General features: G+C 41.1%; 15 protein-coding genes. 4 read left to right on the top strand and 11 right to left on the bottom strand.

The window, feature by feature from the left end; all coding sequences use genetic code 11:
- Positions 1 to 79 precede the first annotated feature (79 nt).
- From rodA to purH, 6 genes are all read right to left on the bottom strand, one after another.
- The gene (gene rodA / locus G0Q07_RS05385; RefSeq protein WP_246222991.1) at positions 80 to 1,489 is read right to left on the bottom strand and encodes a rod shape-determining protein RodA; all 1,410 of its coding nucleotides are present in this window, start codon (positions 1,487 to 1,489) and stop codon (positions 80 to 82) included.
- The gene (gene mrdA / locus G0Q07_RS05380) at positions 1,489 to 3,306 is read right to left on the bottom strand and encodes a penicillin-binding protein 2 (protein ID WP_163345117.1); all 1,818 of its coding nucleotides are present in this window, start codon (positions 3,304 to 3,306) and stop codon (positions 1,489 to 1,491) included. Before mrdA ends, rodA begins: the two co-directional genes overlap by 1 nt.
- Positions 3,307 to 3,402: 96 nt before the next feature.
- Entirely contained in the window at positions 3,403 to 3,876 is a 474-nt protein-coding gene (mreD, locus tag G0Q07_RS05375; protein WP_163345116.1) for a rod shape-determining protein MreD, read from the bottom strand.
- Between the two features lie 10 nt (positions 3,877 to 3,886).
- Entirely contained in the window at positions 3,887 to 4,735 is an 849-nt protein-coding gene (mreC, locus tag G0Q07_RS05370) for a rod shape-determining protein MreC (protein WP_163345115.1), read from the bottom strand.
- A 19-nt stretch (positions 4,736 to 4,754) separates the two neighbouring features.
- Positions 4,755 to 5,777, bottom strand: coding sequence for a rod shape-determining protein (locus tag G0Q07_RS05365; protein ID WP_163345114.1), 1,023 nt, complete (start codon positions 5,775 to 5,777; stop codon positions 4,755 to 4,757).
- A gap of 46 nt (positions 5,778 to 5,823) precedes the next feature.
- Positions 5,824 to 7,416: a bifunctional phosphoribosylaminoimidazolecarboxamide formyltransferase/IMP cyclohydrolase gene (gene purH / locus G0Q07_RS05360; protein ID WP_163345113.1), complete on the bottom strand. Its 1,593-nt coding sequence runs from the start codon at positions 7,414 to 7,416 to the stop codon at positions 5,824 to 5,826.
- Between the two features lie 288 nt (positions 7,417 to 7,704).
- Here purH and G0Q07_RS05355 point away from each other — a divergent pair, with 288 nt between their 5' ends.
- Complete coding sequence (locus G0Q07_RS05355) at positions 7,705 to 8,961, top strand: ABC transporter permease (protein ID WP_163345112.1); 1,257 nt, start codon at positions 7,705 to 7,707, stop codon at positions 8,959 to 8,961.
- Here G0Q07_RS05355 and mgtE read toward each other — a convergent pair.
- Together mgtE and rsmA are read right to left on the bottom strand one after the other, a co-directional pair.
- Entirely contained in the window at positions 8,958 to 10,316 is a 1,359-nt protein-coding gene (gene mgtE / locus G0Q07_RS05350; protein ID WP_163345111.1) for a magnesium transporter, read from the bottom strand. The two genes, G0Q07_RS05355 and mgtE, sit on opposite strands and share 4 nt — an antisense overlap.
- A 3-nt stretch (positions 10,317 to 10,319) precedes the next feature.
- Positions 10,320 to 11,087, bottom strand: a complete 768-nt coding sequence (gene rsmA / locus G0Q07_RS05345; RefSeq protein WP_163345110.1) for a 16S rRNA (adenine(1518)-N(6)/adenine(1519)-N(6))-dimethyltransferase RsmA — start codon at positions 11,085 to 11,087, stop codon at positions 10,320 to 10,322.
- A gap of 188 nt (positions 11,088 to 11,275) precedes the next feature.
- Between rsmA and G0Q07_RS05340 the strand changes: the two genes are divergently transcribed.
- Both G0Q07_RS05340 and G0Q07_RS05335 read left to right on the top strand, forming a co-directional pair.
- On the top strand, positions 11,276 to 12,298 hold the full coding sequence (locus tag G0Q07_RS05340) for a lysylphosphatidylglycerol synthase transmembrane domain-containing protein (protein WP_163345109.1): 1,023 nt from the start codon (positions 11,276 to 11,278) through the stop codon (positions 12,296 to 12,298).
- A 74-nt stretch (positions 12,299 to 12,372) separates the two neighbouring features.
- On the top strand, positions 12,373 to 13,626 hold the full coding sequence (locus tag G0Q07_RS05335; protein ID WP_163345108.1) for an ABC transporter permease: 1,254 nt from the start codon (positions 12,373 to 12,375) through the stop codon (positions 13,624 to 13,626).
- A 54-nt stretch (positions 13,627 to 13,680) separates the two neighbouring features.
- Here the strand turns inward: G0Q07_RS05335 and G0Q07_RS05330 are convergent, their stop codons facing one another.
- Both G0Q07_RS05330 and G0Q07_RS05325 read right to left on the bottom strand, forming a co-directional pair.
- A complete protein-coding gene (locus tag G0Q07_RS05330; RefSeq protein WP_163345107.1) occupies positions 13,681 to 14,133 on the bottom strand; it encodes a YybH family protein in 453 nt (150 codons plus the stop codon).
- Between the two features lie 111 nt (positions 14,134 to 14,244).
- A complete protein-coding gene (locus G0Q07_RS05325; protein ID WP_163345106.1) occupies positions 14,245 to 15,531 on the bottom strand; it encodes a Gfo/Idh/MocA family protein in 1,287 nt (428 codons plus the stop codon).
- 135 nt (positions 15,532 to 15,666) lie between these two features.
- Between G0Q07_RS05325 and G0Q07_RS05320 the strand changes: the two genes are divergently transcribed.
- Positions 15,667 to 16,278 (top strand): NUDIX hydrolase, encoded by a 612-nt coding sequence (locus tag G0Q07_RS05320; RefSeq protein ID WP_163345105.1) that lies wholly within the window; start codon positions 15,667 to 15,669, stop codon positions 16,276 to 16,278.
- A 171-nt stretch (positions 16,279 to 16,449) separates the two neighbouring features.
- Here G0Q07_RS05320 and G0Q07_RS05315 read toward each other — a convergent pair whose 3' ends face one another.
- Positions 16,450 to 18,393: a putative porin gene (locus G0Q07_RS05315; protein ID WP_163345104.1), complete on the bottom strand. Its 1,944-nt coding sequence runs from the start codon at positions 18,391 to 18,393 to the stop codon at positions 16,450 to 16,452.
- Positions 18,394 to 18,419 lie beyond the last annotated feature (26 nt).

The following is an 18,419-nucleotide window of genomic DNA, read 5'->3' as shown; positions in this document are numbered from 1 at the left end:
AAGGTATAAAAATGGGGATAGTAAAAAAATGTTTTAAAAAACCTTAGGAAGCTTGGCTGAAATCAACCCGAAAGTTTCTCTAAACGACTGGCATCGAGACGAATAAATATAAACAACAATATCGTAAACGACCACAAGGATGACCCCCGTAACTAAAAAACGGAAGTGGTATTCCAATTACCGGCATCATGCCAATGGTCATTCCAATGTTTACCATGAAGTGAAAAAAGAGGATGACCGCTACCGAATAACCATAAATTCGCGAAAAAGTAGATCGTTGTCGTTCGGCAAGCCAAATGAGGCGCATAAACAAAAACATAAACAGTAGAATTATGGTCAGTGTTCCTACAAATCCCCACTCTTCGCCAACGGTACAGAATATAAAATCGGTACTTTGTTCAGGTACAAAGTCAAATTTAGTTTGTGTACCTTCAAGATATCCTTTACCCCAGAAACCACCCGAACCAATGGCAATTTTGCTTTGATTTACGTGGTAACCAGCTCCGTGCGGATTCGATTCGATACCAAGTAATTCGTTTATTCGCACTTGGTGGTGAGGCTCCAGAAAGTTCTCAAAACCATAATCAACCGAAATAGTAAATAATATTGAGCCGATGAATACGATTGCAATTTTTGTATAATTCGGTATCTTATTTCTAATGCTGTTATACAATACAACGAATGAGCCTGCCACTGCTCCGGCAAGAATAAAATGTGCCAACTCGAATTTTGTACTGATCACATAGCTTAAAAGAATAAAAAAGCCTATCGACAATGCATAAATAATTGTAACATTAAAAAACTGCTTAAGCTTTGGATTAAAAACCAGAAACATTAATAACGCTGCTCCAACCAGTATTAATGCCAAAGTGAAATTGGCTAGTACCAATGCCAAAATAAAAAGAATAGCAACCAGCGTTCCGAAGAAAAGGACTACTCCTGATAATCCTTCGCGATACAAAACCAAAACAAATGAAAAGTAAACCAATGCTGAACCGGTATCATTTTGCAAGAGAATAAGAACAACCGGCCCCAAAATTATTGCTGCAATGGTTAGTAAAGACCTTGTATTCTGAAGTTTAAACCCATGCGTACTCATATAACGTGCCAGAGCCAAAGCGGTTGCCGACTTTGTAAATTCTGCAGGTTGAAACAATATCGGTCCAATTTCGAACCATGATCGGGCACCATTTATTTCCTTCCCGATAATTGGCACCAGCATAAGCAAAAAGATTAATACACCATAAATAATATAGGAGAAGAAAACATAGAAATTAACCTCCAGCAACATGATAACCAATGCAATAACCGCTGCCGCACCGATCCACATCAGCTGTTTGCCGTATTGTTGCGAGATATCGAAAATACTTTGGTGCTCGTCGCTGTATAAGGCGGCATAAATATTAAACCAGCCCAAAAACAACATTAAGGCATACAGGCCAACGGTTAACCAATCAATGTTTGCTAATATGTTATTTCTTCTTGGCATTAATTTGCTAATTCCGGATTGTGCGGATCTGTTAAAACAGCCTCCATCATTTGTTTTTCATATCTAATTCTGTTATCAGCAATGGTATCATTCAGGTATTTTTCAATCAGCAAACTTGCAATTGGTGCTGCATAACTTGCCCCCCATTTACTGTGCTCCACATAAACACAAATCGCAATCTTTGGGTCTTCCAGGGGTGCAAAAGCCATATACGCTCCATGATCAATTCCCTGGTTATTTTCAATAGTTCCGGTTTTTCCACAGTAACTTATTCCGGGAACAAAACGATTTAAACGTCCAATGGTAACTTGTCGCATTCCTTCAAAAACAGGTTCAAAATGTCTTTCATCAATTCCTGTTTCGTGTTTAATATTTATATTGCCACGTATTGTATCATTCTCAACTTTTTTAATAGTATGCGGTTGATAATAATACCCTTTATTGGCCAGAATAGCTACAGAATTAGCCATCTGCAAGGGTGTTGTTCCCAACTCTCCCTGGCCAATTGCCAACGAACGCACAGTTAATGCACGCCACCAATCACCATTGTGCACTCTGTTGTAATATTCTACTGTTGGCCGTAATCCTGGATTTTCATTGTAAAATTCGGTACTTACTTTATGTCCAAGTCCGAAGCGTTTTACATACTCACTCCACACATGAAACCCTTCAGCAGTAGTGGGATATTTATTAATCGTATTTCGGAAGGTATTCCACAGAAAGGGATTACACGACTCCCGCACAGCATCGATAACACCGGCCGGCGATATGTGGTTGTGTGTACATCTGATAGGCCTGGATGACCTGCCGTTACAAACAATGCGTGTTGAGGTAGTAATAGCTCCTTCCTGCAAGCCAATTAAAATATTAAATGGTTTAAATGTTGAACCCGGTGGATAACGCGCCTGTAACGATCGATTAAACAGTGGCATTAACGAATCGTTTTGCAAATGATTAAAATTCTTGCCACGAACTCTTCCCACCAGCAATCCGGGGTCGTAAGTTGGAGCACTAAGCATAGCAAGGATTTCGCCTGTTTTTGGTTCAATAGCAACTACAGCTCCTTTTTTATTCTGAAAAAGTTTTTCGGCGTAAAGTTGCAAGTCGATATCGAGTGTCGACATCAGGTTTTTTCCGATTTCGGCGGGCTTGTTTTCTGCGCCGCCCAGGTACACCCCCTGAATACGGTTATGTACATCAACCATATATTTTTTTACACCTTTAACGCCTCGAAGCTGCTTTTCGTAAGTTCTTTCTATCCCACTTTGCCCAATGTAGTCACCCGATTTGTAATATTCGTCGCGTTTGATATCGTTTGCCGAAACCTCGCCAACATATCCTAAAACATGGGCTGCAACCGGATGTGTATATTCGCGTAAAGTTCTGGTTTGCGAATGGAATCCTTTGAATTTGTACAACTGCTCCTGTAATAAAGCAAAATTTTCAGGTGATATCTGTTTGACCAGGACAGAAGGTTTATACCTCGAATATTTTTTTGCTTTGGCAATTCCTTCATCCACATCAGTGCGGCTTATATTTAAAAGGTTACAAAGCAATAGTGTATCAAACGCTTCCACTTCGCGTGGTGTGATCATCAGATCATAGGCCGTTCTGTTGTAGACCAGCAACTCCCCGTTCCGGTCGTAAATCAGCCCGCGGGCCGGGTACTGCACAACTTCACGCAAAACGTTATTGGTAGCATACTGTTTGTAGTCTGAATCAAGCACTTGAAGCTGAAACAGATCGACCGAATAAATCAATCCTACCACAGCAAAAACAGCTGCAACAATATAACTTCGTTTCGACAAATTGTTCATGTAATACCTTGCTTCTTATTTGTTCTGATTACCAACAACTAAAAGCTGCATTTCGTTTCTAATACTCAAGCTTAAGTTCCCTTTTTTTAACTTCTGTTAATCGCGAAATACAATAAACTGGCTTAAAACTATAACAAAAATAGAAAACAACGAACTTAAAACTATACGATATAAAGTTCCCAAAATATCTGTAAAAGTAAACACCTCAATAAAGAAAAGTACCGAATGATGCAGGAACACCATTATTGCCGTGTAATAAAGAAACCAGCCCATACCGTTTTGTACTAATCCGGGGTAGTATTCCATATCTTCTTCTCTGTTAGTGATAGCCCGGATTATGAGTGGACGTAGAAAAGCAATAAAAACCGACGCAAATGCATGAACGCCCAAAGTGTTGGAAAAAATATCGATACTCAAACCAATAAAAAATCCACCCAAAAGAAGTACATATCGCGGTGCATTTACGGGAAGCAGCATAATAAACAAAATGTAAATGTATGGATTAACAAATCCGCTCATCTGCACCTGGTTTAAAAACAGCACTTGTGTAAGCACAAGCACAATAAACATTATTGCATATTTAATTAGTTCCCGCGCCATTTATTACTTTATTCTCCAAATCTGTTAACTCCTCTTTTTTTACATTCTCGATGACGTGCACATAACGGATCGATTTAAAATCGACAGCCAGCTGTACCTTAATATTGTAGTAGTTTTCGCCCTGCGGACGATCAAACGTCAAAATGGTACCAATCAGCAATCCTTCAGGGAAAATTGATGAATAACCACTTGTAACCACCGTATCTCCTGTTGCCAGATTTACATGAATTGGTATTTCAAGCAAATCGGCCTGACGGTAGTTTTTACCATTCCAGCGCAACGAACCATAGTATCCCGATTTCTTTAATTTGGCAGAAATGCTCCATCGCGGATTAAGCAACGACAAACCGGAAGCATACGAATCGGAAACACTTGTAACTACACCAACCACTCCTTCGGGAGCCAGAATTCCCTGATCAGCTTTTATTCCGTCTTCAATCCCCTTGTCGAGGGTAATATAATTCTGTTGTTTATTAGCCGAATTGTTAATAATACGTGCAGCCCTGAAAACAAAGTTTGTATCAGGCATTTCGTATGCCAGGTATGTGGAATCAGAAATTGTTATATCGTTCAAAGTTCCTCCGTCAAGTATCGATCGGAGATTGGCATTCTCCTTTGCCAACTCCTCATTAACCCTTGCCAGTTCGAAGTATTGTAACACCGAACTTGTGGTGTTGTACAAACCAGCCGAAATTAAATTTGCTGAATTCAGAAAACGCGACCGCTGAAAACTATTGTAGTTAAATACCATCACCAACGAAACCGCTTCTAATAAAAGAAACAGTAGAAACGCATAATTTCTTACAAGGAATCGAAGGAGACTGCGCATTTATGTTTTTAACTTTCTATTATCGGATAAGGAATGAGAAGCCTTCTACATTTTTCAGGGCAATTCCCGTACCTCTTACAACCGCGCGTAACGGATCTTCTGCAATATGAAACGGAATACCAATTTTGTCGGTCAATCGTTTGTCCAAACCTTTTAACAAGGCTCCACCACCTGCCAGCCATATTCCTTTCACTACAATATCAGCATACAACTCGGGAGGAGTCTGCTCCAGCGCACTCAATACTGCCGTTTCAATTTTCGAGATCGATTTCTCCAGGCAATGTGCAATTTCCTGATACGAAACCGGCACCTCAATTGGCAGTGCTGTCATTTGGTTTGGCCCCTGCACCACATAATCTGGTGGTGGTTCTTTTAATTGCGACAGGGCCGAACCTACATGAATTTTTATTTCCTCAGCAGTACGCTCACCAATTTTAATATTGTGCTGATGACGCATATATTCCATAATGTCGGCAGTAAGATCGTCGCCGGCAATACGGATTGATTTGTTGGTAACAATACCACCCAAAGAGATTACAGCAATCTCGGTAGTACCACCACCTATATCTACAACCATGTTTCCTTCAGGAGCTTCTACATCCAAACCGATACCAATTGCAGCGGCCAGTGGTTCGTAAACCATGTAAACCTCACGTCCACCTGCATGTTCCGACGAGTCGCGAACCGCTCGAATTTCAACTTCGGTACTTCCTGAGGGGATACAAATTACCATTTTTAAAGCCGGAGAAAACATCCTCGACTTCGGGTTAATCATTTTAATCATCCCTCTAATCATTTGCTCCGCGGCATTAAAGTCGGCAATTACACCATCTCTCAATGGCCTGATCGTCTTTAAGTTTGCGTGCGTCTTCCCTTGCATTTGCCTCGCTTTTTCTCCAATGGCAACCATCTTTTCTGTTTTCATATCAATGGCGACTATCGAAGGCTCGTCCACTACAATTTTATCATTGTGGATGATAATGGTATTGGCCGTTCCAAGGTCAATTGCTATCTCCTGCGTTAAAAATGAAAATAAACCCATAAATTAATTTGCTATGTATCTAGTGCTATAAAGATAATTTTATTTCTTAATGTCTGAAATGTCTGCGGCCGGTAAATGCCATGGCAATGCCAAATTCGTTACAAGCGTCAATCACTTCCTCGTCGCGAATACTACCACCCGGCTCGATAATGTATTTTACCCCGTATTCGTTGGCTGCCTCAATACTGTCGCGGAACGGGAAGAAAGCGTCGGAAATCAATACCGAATTTTCAATATCCAAACCACCTTTCAGTTCGAAACGCGGCATTGTAAGGTAACGTAAACTATCCAAACGGTTTGGCTGTCCCATTCCTGCTCCTGTTAACCAGAATGCTCCTTTTTCAGTTTCGGTTACAACGGCAATGGCATTACTTTTCAAATGTTTACAAGCGATTGATCCGAATTTGGCAAGATTCATTTTTGAAGCCTCAAATTCTTTTTTGGTAACTGTTTTTAATTCAGTATCCAAACCTTCATCTTCATCCTGCACCAACATTCCACCACTTATCGAACGGTATAACTTTTCTTTTGCCACCATTGGGCGAACCGGTGTTACCAGCACTCGAAGGTTTTTCTTTTTAGCGAGTACTTCAAGTGCTTCAGCGGTAAATTCCGGTGCAATAATAATCTCAATGAATTTTTTACTGAACCACTCAGCAGCTTCTTTGGTAACCGTTTCAGTAAAGCAAATAATGCCTCCAAATGCACTGATCGGGTCACCGGCCCAAGCCAGTTCCAACGATTCCATGATGTTATCGGTTACCGCCAACCCACATGGGTTTAAGTGTTTAATAACCGAAACAGCAACTTTGTTTTCGATGTGAGTTACCGAATGATATGCATCGCTGGCTGATTTCCAGGCCGCATCGGCATCCAACATATTGTTGTATGACAAGGCTTTGCCCTGAAGCACCTGAGCATTGGCTAGACCAGCACCTTCAGCAACGTTATCGAATTTAAAGAATGTTGCTGCCTGGTGTGGATTCTCGCCGTAACGTAAAACGTCGCCTTCGTTTAGGCTAATACGTTGTGTTCCGGCATCGCCACCTTCGTTGAAATAGCTAAATATTGCGGCATCGTAATGCGACGAAACGCCAAATGCTTTTCCGGCAAACCATTTACGATCTTCCAAACTAAATTCGCCATCGTTTTCTTCCAGCTTTTCCAAAAGTGGTTGATATTCGTTTTGCGAAGGAACGATCACAACATCCTTAAAGTTCTTGGCTGCGGCACGAATTAGTGAAATTCCACCTATATCAATTTTTTCAATAATATCTTGTTCATCGGCTCCCGAAGCCACGGTATCTTCAAACGGATACAAATCAACAATAACAAGGTCAATTTCCGGGATTTCGTATTCGGTTAACTGGCTCACATCACCTTGATTGTCGCGGCGAGATAAAATTCCGCCAAACACTTTTGGATGTAAAGTTTTTACACGCCCACCCAAAATTGATGGGTATCCGGTTAAACTTTCAACAGCGGTAACTTCAACGCCCAACGACTCGATAAAACTTTTTGTACCACCTGTACTTAAAATAGTAACACCCAAGTCGTTTAGTTTCGCAACAATCTTATCTAAGTTTTCTTTGTGAAAGACCGAAACCAAGGCAGTCTTAATTTTTTTATTATCAGCCATTTATTGGATTTTTCAAATTCGAATGCAAAGATAAAAAAAACAGATAATTTAATATTATAAACCAAGCGCTAATTAAAATATTATTTGCATACTAAACTATTTATGAATTCATTGTAATATTTTCCACAATTGAGCACTAATACAACAGATTGGTTTTGCAGAAAACGAACGCCCACTTTTCGAGAAACTAAGGAATGATTGAATGAACCTTTTTCAAGAAATAGGCGCCCAATCAATAAGCGAAATAGAAAACAAGTACTACTTTTACTTTAAATTAAAAACTATAAAATGTTACTGCTTCGATTGATATACGAGTCTTTTTCGTTTGCTGCAACTTCGCTTGCGGCTAATAAGCTACGTACCATTCTCTCGTTGCTGGGCATCACAATTGGTATTTTTGCTATAATTTCGGTTTTTACGGTTATCGATTCTTTGGAAGGCTATATCCGCGACAGCCTGAACTCGATGGGCAACAACATGGTTTACGTACAAAAGATGCCATGGACTCCTCCCGAAGGCGAAACCGAATATCCGTTTTGGAAGTATCAGAGTCGTCCTGTACCAACTCTTGAAGAAACAGAAGAGATTGTTAGGCGTGCACAAACCGTTGACAACGCTGCTTTTTTATACGGTTTTGGCCGCAAAGTTCAGTACGGCAGCACCTCGCTCGACAATGCAATAATAATGGCAAGCTCTGAAGGACTATTGGATGTGTGGAACCTGGAAATTGCAAAAGGCCGTTATTTTACTCAATCGGAAATGCGCCGTGGAACGCCGGCTGCAGTTATCGGGCACGAAATTGCCAACCAGCTATTCGACGGACTAGACCCCGTTGGCCGCACCATAAAAATTCAAGGGCAGAAATTCAATATTATTGGCGTTTATACAAAAATGGGGCAGAATGTTATTGGAGGAAATAGCATGGATCGCTACATTCATGTCAGCGTAATCAAATCCTATTACATGATTGATGTGCGCAACCGCGACCGTGGGCAAACCATTTGTATAAAAGCAAAAGAAAATATCGACAGCGAAAAATTTATGGCCGAACTGGAAGGAATAATGCGTACTATTCGCCAGCTAAAACCAATGGAAGAAAACGACTTTGCCCTTAACGAAGTAAGCATTGTTGCTAATCAATTCGATCAGTTTTTTGCCGTTTTTAATTTGGCCGGAGCCATTATTGGTGGATTTTCTATTTTGGTGGGTGGCTTTGGAATTGCCAATATCATGTTTGTTTCGGTGAAAGAACGGACTAAAATTATTGGTGTCCAGAAATCGCTTGGAGCAAAACGTTATTTCATCCTGTTGCAGTTTATTTTCGAGTCGATTGTACTTTCGGTAATTGGTGGTGTGATTGGGTTAATATTAATCTACATAGGAACAATAGTAGTTAATCAATCTACCGACTTTACCATTGTACTTACTTCCGGCAATATCATTAATGGTCTGATGATTTCTTCAATTATCGGATTTATGGCCGGTTTCATGCCTGCCCGTGCAGCAGCAAAACTCGATCCGGTGATTGCTATAAATTCGGTTTAAACCAGGTTAAAAAACATCCCTGAGATTGTCAGGTAAATCATCATACCCAAAACATCGTTTGTAGTAGTAATGAACGGCCCCGTTGCCAAAGCAGGGTCAATTTTAAAACGGTTAAGAATTAATGGAATTACCGTGCCAAATAACGAAGCAAAAAGAATTACAATAAACAACGAAATGGACACCGAGTAGGTTAGGTTCATATTACCCGACACAAAGTAATTGTAGCAAAATATAAGCACGGCAAAAATACTTGCCGTTAACACCGCTATCGATATTTCTTTTATAATTTTTCGGGCCGGCGTTTCAATATCTTTTACACCACTGGCAATGCTTTGTACAACAATTGACGACGATTGTACGCCAACGTTCCCGGCCATCGCCGCAATTAGCGGAATAAAAAATGCCAGCTCCGTTACTTTCTGCAAGGACTCTTCGTGGGTACCTAAAACTACAGCACCAAGAATACCTCCCAGCAAACCAATAAGCAACCACGGGAAACGGGCGCGCATAACTTCCCAAACGTTATCGCCTGGCTCCACATCGCCTGCAATACCCGAAACCATTTGGTAGTCTTTTTCAGCTTCATCACGAACAAAATCAATTACATCATCAAAGGTGATCCTCCCTTGCAAACGACCAATTTCATCAACCACAGGCATGGCTACAAGGTCGTATTTATCCATCAGTTCGGCCACCTCTTCTTGTCGGGTATTGGTATAAACTTTTTGTATTTCCGGGTCGTAAATTTTCGATACTTTAGTGTTTGTATGGTTTAGAATCAGCTTTTTTAACGATAGCACTCCCTTTAGTTTGTCGTTGTTGTCGGTAACATAAATATAGAATATCTCGTCAACCTCTTCTGCCTGGCGGCTTATTTCTTTCAAACAGGTTGCTACATTCCAGTTTTCGTTTACTGAGACCAGCTCTTTTGCCATAATACCACCGGCCGAATCTTCTTCATAATCCAGCAAATCGATAATATCTCCGGCCTGTTCAAGATCTTCAATCTCGTTCAGCACTTCTTTCTGAACATCTTCATCCAGGTTGGCAACCACGTCGGCAGCATCATCCGAATCCATGTATTCGATGAATCGGGTGGCAATCATTTCGGGTGGCAGTATTTTCAGAAACCGGCGGCGGTCGTCTTCATCAATTTCAATTAAAACATCTGACGCTTTTTCGCCATCCAGCAATAAATAAATAAACTTTGCTTCCTCCAGATTCAAATCATCCATAATCTCGGCAATATCAGCCGGGTGAAGATCCGTCACTAAAGCAGTAACTTCCTTTTTTCTCTCCTCCTCAATCAGTTCTCTTAACTGCTCTATATATTCTCTGGTTAATTCAAAACTCATGATTTACTGTTTTTCGATTTCTTCGATTTTACAAGTTAGATCAATAAACGCATCCACCGAGATTTGTTCCGGACGTTTCATAGCATACTCTTCGGGCAAAGTTGTACAAATGTCTTTTAATGAGTTACGTAGCATTTTCCGACGAAGGTTAAAAGCTGCCTTCACCACTTTTACAAACAGCTCTTCGCTGCATGGAAGTTCTTTTAGCTGGTTTCGTTTTAGCCGCACCACTGCCGATTTTACTTTTGGCGGTGGATTAAACACCCCTTCCGACACGGTAAACAGGTATTCAATATCAAAAAAGGCCTGCAGTAAAACGCTAAGGATTCCATAGGTTTTCGATCCGTGCGGTGCAGCTATACGTTCGGCAACCTCTTTTTGTATCATTCCAACCGTTTCAGGAATGCGGTTACGGTATTGCAACACGCGAAAAAATATCTGCGATGAAATATTGTATGGAAAATTACCGATAAGACTAAAATTGCCGGAAAAACGTGCAGGTATATCTGCTTTCAGAAAATCTTCTCCCCAAATATGTTTTAATGCTGGAAAATTTTGCCTGAGGTATTCTACTGATTCGGTATCGATTTCAACCACATGGACATTCAGTTCGGGGCGTTGCAAAAGGTATTGAGTAAGTACTCCCATTCCAGGGCCGATTTCCAGTACATCCGGTACATCGGCACCCAGGTTGTCAACAATTTTCCGCGCAATATTTTGATCGGTTAAAAAATGCTGACCAAGATTTTTTTTGGGTCGTACATAGCTCATTACACTCAACCTCGTCCATTGTCAATTTTACTTAATTCTCTTTTTCGTTCGATTAACAAAACAAATTTATATTTTTGCCATTAAAGAATTGCTCGATACCTGACGGTATTTTTCGTGTCGTGAAAGTAGTAAAATTTAAGGGAAATAACGTCCGCCGCGAAAAAGAAAGCTTTAAAAAAACCTTGATTTTGAAAAAAACAATCGTTAAGATCTTACAGTTTCTTGGTTTCTTTGCCCTTGGCATCTTTATTTTTTGGCTTATTTATAAAGATCAGGATATTGAACGAATAAAAACCGTTCTTAAAAACGACGTGAACTACTGGTGGGTAGGGCTATCGCTGTTTATGGGCTTGCTGAGCCATGTAAGCCGCACGCTACGCTGGGGGTTAATGATTGAACCAATTGGGCACAAACCACGCTTTATTAACACCTTTTTAGCCGTAATGGTGGGCTACTTGATGAACATGGCTTTTCCGCGAATGGGCGAAGTGTCGCGATGTGGTGTATTGGCACGTTACGAAAAAATATCGTTCACCAAGCTGGTGGGCACCGTTGTTGCCGAGCGACTGATCGACCTCATATCGTTGCTTATTCTGTTGGTTATCGTTATATTCTCGCAGTTCGGCGAGATGATTCATTTTATGAAAGAAAATCCGGAGATTTCGGCAAAACTGTATGCTGCCGCTACATCTCCTTATCTATTAGTGGGCATTGCAATATTGGCTATTTTGATATTCGTATTTAGAAACGCCTTTAAGCATACCGCTTTTTTCAAAAAAATACTGGAAGTAATCTACAATTTTAAAGAGGGATTTATTTCCATTCGCAACATCAAGAAAAAAGGCTGGTTCTTTTTCCATTCGGCTTTTATCTGGGGAATGTATTACGTAATGCTTTATGCGGTGTTCTTTGCTTTTGAATTTACCAGCGACCTGAATCCTATTGCCGGATTGACCACTTTTGTTTTGGCTAGTTTTGGTATGGTGGCGCCGGTGCAGGGCGGAATAGGGGCTTGGCACTTTATGGCAAAAGAAGCCCTGTCGTTGTATGGCGTGGCCAACGAAAACGGAATTATCTTCGCTTTTGTAGCCCATTCGTCAATGACCGGAATGATTATCATAATCGGCATAATATCTATACTTGTTCTTCCGTTTATTAATCGCCGGAAAGATGTTACCGAGACAGAACTACAAATAGAAACAGCAAAATAAATTGTACCAATCCTTTGCCAGGGAAATTTGTACATTTGGATGCCAGGAAATGATTTATAAAACTGTTTGAAAATTTGAATACCGAACTCTTTATATCGCGCAGGCTTTTTTTCGATAAGGCAAACAAAAAGCTATTGTCGCAACGTATTATACGTATTGCATTGGCGGGCATTGCGCTGGGATTAACGGTAATGATTATTGCCATGGCAGTGGTTACCGGATTTAAAAAAGAGATTCGCAACAAAGTAATCGGCTTTGGCTCGCACATTCAGATTATAAATTACGACTCGAACAGCTCCTACGAAACCAGTCCTATTTCAGCCGATCAGCCTTTTCTGCCCGATGTAAAAGCCCTTCCCGGCGTAAAACGTTTGCAGCCTTATGCCACCAAACCGGGCATGATAAAAACCGACGAATACATTCAGGGAATTGTATTTAAAGGGGTAGATGATGCGTACAACTGGCAGTTTTTCAATAAACACCTTGTTGAGGGCGAATTGCCGGCGGTTAACGATACGGCTCGCGTAAACCAGGTTTTACTATCGGCGCAGGTGGCTAAACTGTTGCGCCTGAAACTAAACGACCGCATAGTTCTCTATTTTATTACCGGCGATGAAATTATTCCACGTATGCTCCAAATGCAGATTAGCGGAATTTATCGCACCGGTTTCGAAGAGTTCGACCAGCTGTTTATTGTGGGCGATCTGAAACAAATTCAGCGACTTAACGACTGGCGCCCCGACCAAATTACCGGTTTCGAGGTAATTGTTACCGACTTTTTCGATATCGACAACATTGAGCAAAACATACGCAACCTTATTGTCAGTTACCGCGACGAGAATGCGGAAATACTGCGCACACAAAGTATAACGCGCGTTTACCCGCAAATTTTCGACTGGTTGTCGATTCTCGATATGAACGTGTGGATTATTCTGGCGCTGATGGTTATTGTGGCGGCCTTTAACATGGTTTCGGGGTTGTTGGTGCTGATACTCGAACGCGCCACCATGATTGGCGTACTAAAAGCCATGGGAAGCCCCAACTGGAGCATCCGCAAAGTTTTTGTGTACCTCTCGGTGTTTTTAACCGGGCGCGGCCTGTTATGGGGAAATGTAATTGGTGTGGCTATTGTTTTGCTGCAAAAGTTTTTTCACATCATTCAACTAAATCCCGAATCGTATTACGTTGATTATGTGCCGATGAACTTTTCGCTTAGCCACCTGCTGCTGCTTAACCTCGGAACGATTGTAATTACCTCGCTGATACTAATAATTCCAAGCTATTTTATTTCGAAAATTTCGCCCGATAAGGTGATTCGGTTTGATTAACGGTTAGTATAAGCGGTCGTTTTAATGCCGCTTATACATTGTTAGGGCAATGCTTTATTTCTCATTTATCGTTACAAAAAGTTGTGATTTTATTTTCCATATTCCGGACTCTTTGGTCCACATTGCTGAATAATTGCCGTTGATTATAGAATTGTTGCTTTTTTCTGGGTCATACCCATTCCATACTCCACTTTCCCAAGCCAAACCTCTTTCAATATTAACTATAATTTCCTTTGTATCTCGTATCCAATACATCCTGCTTTTTCCGCCATCTATAATGTATTTTTGCAATTCATCTTTTCCACATAATAAAGTTCCATTTCCTGTAGTAGTTAATACATCATCTGTCAGATATGAAAGAACTTCTTGGGTGTCGTAAGATTTTAGCGCTGAATTTGACGCATTTCTAATCGCTGATATTTGCTCTTCATTAGTTTGAGAAAATAGTTCCGATGTAAAAATCAGAGTACATAAAACTGCAAAAAGGATATATTTGGTTTGTTTCATCTGGTATTTGTATTTAAAATGTCCAAAGAATTTTGGTTTTCAGCATTTTGCCCTAACGTATATGTTAATAACAATGCAACTAACATTCTATTATGCCACAAATGTCAATTTCTAGTAGTCCATAAAATCCCACTCGCCACGGTAGGGGCGCGAAAGCATCATGCTAGCCGAAGCGTCGCCAATAAACTCCTCTTTTTCGGGGTCCCATTGTAACGATCGTTCCAACTCGTAAGCAATATTGGCCAAATTACATAACGAACTTGTGCGGTGGCCAACCTCAACATCCGAAATGGGCTTGCTGCGGTCTTTAATGGCATCTAACCAGTTTTGGTAATGGTTTTCGCAAAAATAAAGTTTACGGTCTTCGGGCTTAATTTCCATTTTTGCTAACTTTTCGTTGGGCATGGTTTTTAAGTGTCCCCGGCTAACTTCAATTTTTCCTTCGGTGCCAATAAACTCCACCCCGTTACCAAAGGGCAACTTCACATGGTTCAATACCACGCCATTTTCGTAAATCATTTTTAAACCGTGTGTTGCCCGGTCTTTAGGCGGAATGTAAACGCTTGGTCCACTGTTGTCCATTTGCAGACCCCATTGGCCAATGTCGAACATGTGTGCTCCCCAGTCGGTAATCATGCCACCTCCGAAATTCCTGTAATTTCTCCAGTTGGGGTAAATGTCTCTTTCAACCGGAGGCGAAAGCTCGGGATGGAAAGCACGATAGGGCGATGGTCCTACCCAAAGGTTCCAGTCGAGATTTGCCGGAGCTTCCATCGATGGTAGGTCGCAGGCCACAACAGGTCCTCCCAATCCGGCATTTACCTCTTTTATTTCGCCAATGTAACCACCGGCAACCAACTCGCAGGCCTGGCGGAAATTAAAACTTGAACGTTGCATGTTTCCGGTTTGGAATACACGGTCGTATTTGCGCGTGGCATTTACCATGGCACGTCCTTCGGCAACGGTAGAAGCCATTGGTTTTTCGCAGTACACATCTTTTCCGGCCTTGCAGGCATCAATGGCTACTTGTGCATGCCAGTGGTCGGGTGTGGCAATTACAACGGCATCTACGTCGCTGCGTTCTAAAATTTCGCGGTAATGTTTTGTAGCGAAAATTTTAACACTATTGCCATGTTCCTTATTGGCTTCGTTGGCAATTCCAATAAACTTATTCAGCTTTTGCGAATCAACATCGCAAGCCGCTACCGTTATCGTTTCGCTGGTTCGGGTTTTGAAAAAGTTTTGAAGGATGCACCCTTGTTTTCCGGTGCCAATAAAAGCCACATTTATTTTACTGTTAGCCGGTGTAGCACTATTTCTGCCTAAAACTGCGCCGGGAATAATTGTAAAAGCTGCAGCACTGGCAGCACTTTGTTTAATAAATTTTCTTCTTTCCATTTAGTTATTGGTTTAAGTATTGATGGCTGAAGCTACTAAAAAAATCAATATTGTCCGGTAAAGTTGTGAACATAAAGGATGATTGTTTCTGCGTTTTGCTTGTTCAATTCAAGATGTATTTTTTATTTTTATGCCATGATTTCCCATCCTGATAAAATAGCCGCCGCATTAAAAGGGGAACTTCCCGGTTCGCAGTCGCATTACAAGATGCTGCCCCCCGGGCGTGTATTAAAACCGGCGCCAGAAGATAAAAGCAGGGTAAAATTAAGTAGCGTGCTGGTGTTGCTTTTCCCCGATGTCGATGGAATAAAGGTTTGTCTGATAAAACGCCCGACCTATATGAAACACCACGCCGGCCAGATTGCATTGCCGGGCGGACGGATAGAACCCAACGAAAGTGCACAAGAAACAGCCCTGCGCGAAACGCACGAAGAAATTGGGATTACGCAAGATAAGATTAGGATGCTTGGAACGCTTTCGTCGTTTTATGTGGAGGTGAGTCGTTTTCAGATCACACCATTTGTGGGATGGATGGATCAAGAACCTGAGTTTACACTTTGTGCTGCAGAAGTTGAGAAAGCTATTCTTTTCCCCATTGAAGCATTTAAACCTCCTTACTCCACAACCCGGCTTAAAACCTTAACCGGAATACTGGAAGTGCCCTGCATAAAATTCGATGGCGAAATAATTTGGGGTGCTACAGCTATGATTCTTTCGGAGTTTTACGACTTAATTCATAAAAATTGAAAGCATTAAATTCTTAGACCTTATTCTCTACCTGGTATTAGTGGAGCTATCGGTTCAGTAAAATTCAGTTCTCAGCAGTGAAACGAGCTGAAAGTGTTCAGTGTCCCATCCCGACGAACCATTGGAACTAATTCCATGAGGCACATGAGAGAATAGCATTCAGAAAACTGTTTAATCATACCAGGCCCACGAAACCCCTAACCGGAAAGTAGCCTGCGGCATCGGGTAATTGTGAGTCGTCATGTAGGTACCATTGAGGAAATTCGTTCCAATATTCATCCATTTAAAGAAAACACGCGTTCGTTTAAGGCGCAAATTCGCATAAATATCGATGTATGGATAATCGCCATATTTCTCTTCGTTTTGCAAATAGAATAATCCTGTTGATGGAGAATAGGCATCGGCGTAGTATTTGGTGTTGTAGCGCACATCGGCGCCAATTTGCGTAAACAATACTTTCGAAATTGTGAACTGATAGAAGGTATTTACAAAGGCCGACCATTCGGGCAAATGCAGGTAACGTTCTTCCGAAGCTTTTTGCCATAGAATTCGCGTACGGAAATGAAAGCGGCGGTAGTTAAAATCCTTATCGGCATACACCGACATTACCAGCATTTCATTGGATGTTTGATCGGGTATAGCCTCGGTATTAGTATAAAGGAAATTATTAATTGCCGCATAATTGGCGGCCAGCTCGAGCTTGCGTTGCGGCACCCTGAATTTTGCTCCGAGTGTTATGCGTTGTTCTGCATCAAAATTATTGTCCCATTGAAAATGATTCGATCGGAATGTCTCTTGAAAATAATCAGGCACGCGGTTTTCGAATGATCCGGTAAACGTCATCGACGCCGTTGAATCACCCCAAAATTTAAACGGTTTAGCTATCATTCCATTTAACACTATTTCTCCGGCATTTCGTCCGGCAAGGTTTACTTTCCCATCGAAATTCCACAGCCAAAAACGTCCTTGTTCCCGAAATATTCCACCGCCTACATACAGGTTTGAGTATTTAATATCAAAACGTCGGTGAACTGAATCTACCTGTACTCCCGGTGTTGAACCGCGGTAAAGATCGTAACCAAGATAAGCTCTTTTGCCAAAAGTGTATTTTCGCGTTGGATTTTCATATTGCTTTAATTGGAATACATTACTTATCCGACGGTACTTAATTTCGTCGGTAGTGTAATCATCTCCGTAATATGTGTTCTCAAAAAAAGTGTTTGTAGAGTCTTCTTCATCCCTAAATTGTTGCATGTACCTATCGTGCTCGAAACTGTAAATAATACCCAGTATTGGCCTGAAAACGTCGACACTGTCCACGGGGTCAAAATCGTATGTTCCAATCCGATATTCGGCCGTGGTATAATAATTAATACTGTTAAACTTACTCCTTGTTTCGCTCAAGTGTACTGGCCAGTATTCTGCTTTTAGTCCCGAAAAAAGTACTGTATCGCTGGTTAATCCGCCATTCTCACTGTTCTTAACAGAATTGGAGATGAAACCTCCGTAAATATTCCACAGGTCGCGATTATAACTGGTATTTAGTGCCACAAAGTTATTTTTTGCATCCTGTGCAGTGTATTGGCCATCCGATTTTTCCTGATTGGTTCGAAATGTCCAATTCCAAAAAGGTGTTACATTTTGTGAGTGAACGACATTAAAACGCGTCTCGTTATTCCTCGATTTATTTTCACTTTGGCTATAATCAAAACGTGTGTAAGGAGTAGTTGTGTTTATGTATTTTATTTTCCCAGGTGTGAGCAGATAATCCTGTCTCGATTGAAGGAAAAAGTAATTGGTTTGATTGCCACGCTGGAAAAAATTGTTGGTCATTCCGGGATTACCGTAGTTACCGGTATAAGTTGCTGATATGGTATTTTTAAAAACGGGATGATAAATATGATTGTAATCGTGTAAAGTATCTAATACCGTAGAATCTTTAAAGGCTCCATTGCCTGTCAGAGACCACAGCTTTACTTTTGAATCGACCTCTTTAACAGCTGTCTGTTCTTCATTCTCCCCCTCCATGTCGATACCACGTGGTTGTGCCATAACAAATATTGGCAGCACCATAAAAATGAGAACCGTGAATAAAAAACACCGTGCCTTTAGCATACAGAAAATTTTAGCACAAAACTAAA

The sequence above is a fragment of the Draconibacterium halophilum genome (genome assembly GCF_010448835.1).
Taxonomy (GTDB): Bacteria; Bacteroidota; Bacteroidia; order Bacteroidales; family Prolixibacteraceae; genus Draconibacterium; species Draconibacterium halophilum.
Note: the sequence above shows the minus strand (reverse complement) of the source record. Positions and strands in the feature narration are given on the sequence as shown.